Origin of the sequence: Streptomyces sp. SID10853, assembly GCF_010548145.1 — a bacterium.
In the GTDB taxonomy this organism is placed as follows: Bacteria; Actinomycetota; Actinomycetes; order Streptomycetales; family Streptomycetaceae; genus Streptomyces.
The window spans coordinates 1-6,281 of record NZ_JAAGLN010000322.1 but is presented as its reverse complement, the minus strand read 5'-3'; the positions used below and the strand labels follow the sequence as shown (position 1 = coordinate 6,281).

Here is a 6,281-nt window from a genome sequence, read left to right as displayed (position 1 = left end):
CACCGACGCGGGCACCCGGCTGCGCGAGGCCGTCGAGTCGGACACCGACCGCCTCGACCTCGCACCGTACGAACACCTGGGCGCCGACGGCGTGGAGCGCCTCACCGAGCTGGCGCGCGGCTTCCTCGCCACCGCTGCGGCCGCCGGCGCGTTCCCCTCCGGCCTCAGCTGACCTGCCCGAACCGGCCCGGCCCGCGGTACCGGGCCGGTCGGCGCGTGCGGGCGTGCTCCCCACTCTGTCGGCGCCGCCTGCCACAATGCTGATGCACTGTTTCCCCGCACGGCGGTCCGGCCCCCACCGGCGGTCCGTTCACCGGGCGGGGTCCGGAGGCTGCTCCGGAAGAATGCGGCAAGCTCAGCGAGAAGGCGGTACGGGATCGTGACCACGACCACCCCAGTTTCCATCGAAAGCAGGATCGCGGAGGAGCTCGGCGTCAGGGAAGGGCAGGTGAAGGCCGCTGTCGAGCTGCTCGACGGCGGCTCGACCGTGCCGTTCATCGCGCGCTACCGCAAGGAAGCGACCGAGATGCTCGACGACGCGCAGCTGCGCGCGCTGGAGGAGCGGCTGCGTTATCTGCGGGAGCTGGAGGAGCGGCGGACGGCCGTCCTGGAGTCCGTACGGGAGCAGGGCAAGCTCGATGACGCGCTGGAGGCGCGGATCAGGGCCGCCGAGACGAAAGCGCGGCTGGAGGACATCTATCTGCCCTTCAAGCCGAAGCGCAGGACCAAGGCGCAGATCGCCCGGGAGGCCGGTCTCGGGCCGCTCGCCGACGGGCTGCTGGCCGACCCGTCGGTGGAGCCGCTGACCGCAGCGGCGGCGTTCGCCGACGCGGACAAGGGCGTCGCCGATCCGGCCGCCGCGCTGGAAGGCGCCCGTGCCATCCTCACCGAGCGGTTCGGGGAGGACGCCGACCTCATCGGTGAGCTGCGCGAGCGGATGTGGACCCGCGGCCGGCTGACGGCGAAGGTCAGGGAGGGCAAGGAGGAGCAGGGCGCCAAGTTCGCCGACTACTTCGAGTTCGCCGAGCCGTTCACCGCGCTGCCCTCGCACCGGGTTCTGGCGATGCTCAGGGGCGAGAAGGAGGACGTGCTCGACCTGGTCCTGGAGCCGGAGGAGCCGTCGGAGGCCGCGGGTCCCACCGCGTACGAGTCGATGATCGCCCGGCGCTTCGGGGTGGCCGACCGCGGCAGGCCGGGCGACAAGTGGCTCGCCGAGACGGTGCGCTGGTCCTGGCGCACCCGCATTCTGGTCCATCTGGGGATCGACCTGCGGCTGCGGCTGCGGACGGCCGCCGAGGACGAAGCGGTCAAGGTCTTCGCGTCGAACCTGCGCGACCTGCTGCTGGCCGCGCCGGCCGGGACCCGCGCCACGCTCGGCCTCGACCCCGGGTTCCGTACGGGTGTGAAGGTCGCCGTCGTCGACGCGACCGGCAAGGTCGTGGCCACGGATGTGATCCACCCGCACGTCCCGGCGAACCGGTGGGACGAGGCGCTGGCCAAGCTGGCGCGGCTGGCGAAGGAGCACGCGGTCGACCTGATCGCGATCGGCAACGGCACCGCGTCACGCGAGACCGACAAGCTCGCCGGTGAACTGTGCGCGAAGCACCCCGAGTTGAAGCTCACCAAGGTGATGGTCTCGGAGGCCGGCGCGTCCGTCTACTCGGCGTCCGCCTTCGCCTCGCAGGAGCTGCCCGACATGGATGTGACGCTCCGGGGCGCCGTGTCGATCGCCCGCAGGCTCCAGGATCCGCTGGCCGAACTGGTCAAGATCGACCCCAAGTCGATCGGGGTCGGGCAGTATCAGCACGACCTCTCCGAGGTGAAGCTCTCCCGGTCGCTGGACGCGGTCGTCGAGGACTGTGTGAACGGCGTCGGCGTGGACGTCAACACGGCGTCGGCCCCGCTGCTCTCCCGCGTCTCCGGGATCGGTTCCGGGCTCGCCGAGAACATCGTGGCCCACCGTGACGCCAACGGGCCCTTCACCTCGCGCAAGGCGCTCAAGGACGTCGCGCGGCTGGGCCCCAAGGCGTACGAGCAGTGCGCGGGCTTCCTGCGCATCCGGGACGGCGACGACCCGCTGGACGCGTCGAGCGTGCACCCGGAGGCGTACCCGGTGGTGCGGACGATGGCCAAGAAGGCGGGCGGCGGGCCCCTCGTGGGGAACGCGGCGCTGCTGCGCTCACTGGACCCGGCGGAGTTCGTGAACGACACCTTCGGGCTGCCCACGGTGACGGACATCCTGCGGGAGCTGGAGAAGCCGGGACGCGACCCGCGGCCCGCTTTCAGGACGGCCACCTTCAAGGAGGGCGTCGAGAAGCTGGGCGATCTGACGGCCGGGATGGTCCTGGAGGGTGTGGTCACCAATGTCGCGGCGTTCGGCGCGTTCGTGGACATCGGGGTGCACCAGGACGGCCTGGTGCATGTGTCCGCGCTCTCCAGGACGTTCGTCAAGGACCCGCGTGATGTGGTGAAGCCGGGCGACATCGTCAAGGTGAAGGTGATGGACGTCGACATCCCGCGCAAGCGGATCTCGCTGTCCCTGCGGCTCGACGACGAGGCCGGGGCCAAGCCGGGCGGCGGCAAGGAGCGGCAGGACCGCGGCAAGCGGCCGCAGAACGGCCAGGGCGGCCGACCTCCGCAGCAGCGGCAGGGCGGCGGGGGCAGGCGCGGTGGCGGTGGCGGCCGGGCTTCGTCCGCTCCGGCGCCGGTCAACAGCGCCATGGCCGACGCGCTGCGCCGGGCCGGGCTCACCGACCCGGGACAGGGCAAGGGCCGCGGCTGAACCGGTGGTTTCCCGCCGCCGGATGATGTGACGCGCAGCGCCGGGCGGGCCTGTCCTGGCCCGCCCGGCGCTGTGCACGGGCACATGCGCGTCAGCGGATGCGCATGAGCAAATGTGCTTGAGGGCGTACGAGGTCGAGGTGCGTGGCCGGTTCAGACCTCGGTGACCTTGCCGTCGGCCACCTCGATACGGCGCGTCGTACGGACCGCGTCCAGCATCCGGCGGTCGTGGGTGACCAGCAGCAGGGTCCCCTCGTACGAGTCGAGCGCCGACTCCAGCTGCTCGATGGCCTCCAGGTCCAGATGGTTCGTGGGCTCGTCCAGCACCAGGAGGTTGACGCCCCTGCCCTGGAGGAGCGCGAGAGCGGCCCTGGTCCGCTCACCCGGCGAAAGGGTCGTCGCCGGGCGCAGGACATGCGCCGCTTTCAGGCCGAACTTGGCGAGGAGCGTACGGACTTCGGCGGGCTCGGTGTCGGGGACCGCCGCGCAGAAGGCGGCCAGCAGCGTCTCCGTACCGTAGAAGAGGCCGCGGGCCTGGTCGACCTCACCGACCACGACGCCCGGACCGAGCGCCGCGTGCCCGGTGTCGAGCGGGACGCGGCCCAGCACCGCACCGAGCAGGGTGGACTTGCCCGCACCGTTGGCTCCGGTGATGGCGACCCGGTCCGCCCAGTCGATCTGGAGGTGCGCGGGGCCGAAGGTGAACTCCCCGCGGACGACGGTCGCGTCCCGGAGCGTGGCCACCACGGAGCCGGAGCGCGGCGCGGCCGCGATCTCCATACGCAGCTCCCACTCCTTGCGGGGCTCGTCCACGACATCGAGGCGCTCGATCATGCGCTGCGTCTGCCGGGCCTTGGCCGCCTGCTTCTCGCTGGCCTCGCTGCGGAACTTACGGCCGATCTTGTCGTTGTCGGACGCCTTGCGGCGGGCGTTCTTGACGCCCTTGTCCATCCAGCCGCGCTGCATCTGGGCCCGGCCCTCGAGCGCCGCCCTCTTGTCGGCGAACTCGTCGTACTCCTCCCTGGCATGCCTGCGGGCGGTCTCCCGTTCCTCCAGATATCCCGCGTACCCGCCGCCGTAGAGGGTGATCTGCTGCTGGGCGAGGTCGAGTTCGAGGACCTTGGTCACCGTACGGGTCAGGAACTCGCGGTCGTGGCTGATGACGACGGTGCCCGCGCGCAGCCCGCCCACGAAGCGCTCCAGCCGGTCCAGGCCGTCCAGGTCGAGGTCGTTGGTCGGCTCGTCGAGCAGGAACACGTCGTACCGGGAAAGCAGCAGCGAGGCGAGCCCCGCGCGGGCCGCCTGGCCACCGGAGAGCGAGGTCATCGGCTGGTCGAGGCCCACGGTGAGACCCAGTGAGGCCGCTACCTCCTCGGCACGCTCGTCGAGGTCGGCCCCGCCGAGGTCGAGCCAGCGCTCCAGCGTCGTGGAGTACGCGTCGTCGGCGCCCGCGACCCCGTCGACCAGGCCCTGAGTGGCCTCGTCCATGGCGCTCTGCGCGGCGGCCACCCCCGTACGGCGGGCGAGGAACTCGCGTACGGTCTCGTGCTCGCGGCGCTCCGGCTCCTGCGGCAGGTGGCCGACGGTGGCGGTGGGCGGGGAGAGCCTCAGCTCGCCCTCCTCGGGGGTGTCGAGCCCGGCGAGGAGGCGCAGCAGGGTCGATTTGCCCGCGCCGTTCACACCGACGAGACCGATCACATCACCCGGAGCGACGACGAGGTCGAGGCCGGAGAAGAGCGAGCGGTCACCGTGGCCCGCGGCGAGGTCTTTGGCGACAAGGGTTGCAGTCATGAGGGGACCGATCCTAATCGGGGTGCGGAGCGCGCTCAGGACCAGGCGGCCCGTGCTCCGGCGGGGCGGGCGGCACGGGCCCGGGTGGTGCGGCAGGGTCTATGTCGGCCGAATGGCGATCCTGTGACAGCTGTGACCGTGGACATGACCAGGGGCGGCTGGGCTGAATAGGGTCGAACACAACGACGACCCCCACGACTTGGAGCTTCAGTGCACCGCAGACTCATCGTCCCGAGCGTGCTCGCGGCCGCCTCCCTTCTGCTGGCGATCCCGGCGTCGGCGGCCGGCTTCACGCCCGGGGCTCCGGGCATCGGCGACCCGTACTACCCCGCGTACGGCAATGGCGGATACGACGTCTCGCACTACGACCTCAAGCTGAAGTACCAGCCGTCGACCGACCGGCTGGACGGCACCGCGACGATCCTGGCCACCGCGACCCAGGACCTCTCCCGGTTCGATCTGGACTTCCTGCTCGATGTGAGCGAGGTACGCGTCAACGGCGCCAAGGCGTCCTTCGCCACATCGGGCCAGCACGAGCTGGTGGTGACCCCGGCCAAGGGCCTGGCCAAGGGCTCCGCCGTCACCATCGTGGTCCGCTACAGCGGGGTGCCGTCGACCAAGTCGGCGTACGGCTTCTCCACCTGGCACCGCACCCCGGACGGGGCGGTCGCCGCGGACGAGCCCGAGTCGGCCTGGTGGTGGTTCCCGAGCAATGACCACCCGCTCGACAAGGCCACGTACGACGTGTCGGTCTCGGTGCCCGACGGGACCCAGGCGATCAGCAACGGCGTGCTCAAGGCGCAGCGTTCGCAGCTGGGCCGGACCACGTACAACTGGCGGTCCGACAAGCCGCAGGCCACCTATCTGACCACGCTCGCGGTCGGCAAGTTCGACATCACCACCGGCACCACCGAGGCCGGCGTGCCGATCACCAACGCGTACAGCAAGGACCTGGGCGACAACGCGGGCGCGGCGCGCGCCAGCGTGGAGCGGACCGGTGAGGTCGCGGACTGGCTGAGCGGCTACTTCGGCCCCTACCCCTTCAACGCGCTCGGCGGCTATGTGCCGAACACCGACACCGGGTACGCGCTGGAGACCCAGACCCGGCCGTTCTACAGCCCCAAGCAGTTCGCGAACGGCGCCAATGTCTCGGTGGTCGTCCATGAGCTGGCGCACCAGTGGTACGGCGACGACGTGTCGCTCAAGGGCTGGAAGGACATCTGGATCAACGAGGGCTTCGCCTCCTACGCCGAGTGGCTCTGGTCGGAGAGCCAGGGCGACGGGACCGCGCAGGAGCTGGCGGACTACGTGTACGCCTCACACCCCGCCGACGACGCCTTCTGGACGGTGAAGCCCGGCGACCCGGGCGCGGCGAACCAGTTCGACGACGCCGTCTACGACCGGGGCGCGCTCGCCATCCAGGCGCTGCGCGACAAGGTCGGTGACACCGCGTTCTTCAAGATCCTCAAGGGGTGGCCCGCCGAGCACGCCTACGGCAACGCCTCGGTGGCCGACTTCGAGAAGTACGCCGAGCAGGTCTCCGGGAAGCCGCTCGCGGCCTTCTTCGACACCTGGCTGTTCACCCCGTCCAAGCCGGCCGCGGGTGCGGCGCGGCAGGCCCGGATCGCGCACCCGGACGCGCGGCCCGTGGCGCCGAAGTCCTGGCAGCGGATCGAGCGGGCGCACACCGTCCACGACCACTGACCCGG

3 protein-coding genes are annotated in these 6,281 nt (G+C 71.3%); 2 read left to right on the top strand and 1 reads right to left on the bottom strand.

Features of this window, described 5'->3' with window-relative positions:
* Window positions 1-379 precede the first annotated feature (379 nt).
* A complete protein-coding gene (locus G3I19_RS33510; RefSeq protein ID WP_164267478.1) occupies window positions 380-2,782 on the top strand; it encodes a Tex family protein in 2,403 nt (800 codons plus the stop codon).
* A gap of 152 nt (window positions 2,783-2,934) precedes the next feature.
* Here the strand turns inward: G3I19_RS33510 and G3I19_RS33505 are convergent, their stop codons facing one another.
* Entirely contained in the window at window positions 2,935-4,572 is a 1,638-nt protein-coding gene (locus G3I19_RS33505) for an ABC-F family ATP-binding cassette domain-containing protein (protein ID WP_164267477.1), read from the bottom strand.
* 210 nt (window positions 4,573-4,782) lie between these two features.
* Between G3I19_RS33505 and G3I19_RS33500 the strand changes: the two genes are divergently transcribed.
* Complete coding sequence (locus G3I19_RS33500) at window positions 4,783-6,276, top strand: M1 family metallopeptidase (RefSeq protein WP_164267476.1); 1,494 nt, start codon at window positions 4,783-4,785, stop codon at window positions 6,274-6,276.
* Window positions 6,277-6,281 lie beyond the last annotated feature (5 nt).

Coding starts and splice junctions, on each gene's coding strand:
- G3I19_RS33505 (WP_164267477.1), bottom strand. CDS start 4,572: ATGACTGCAACCCTTGTCGCCAAAGACCTCGCCGCGGGCCACGGTGAC.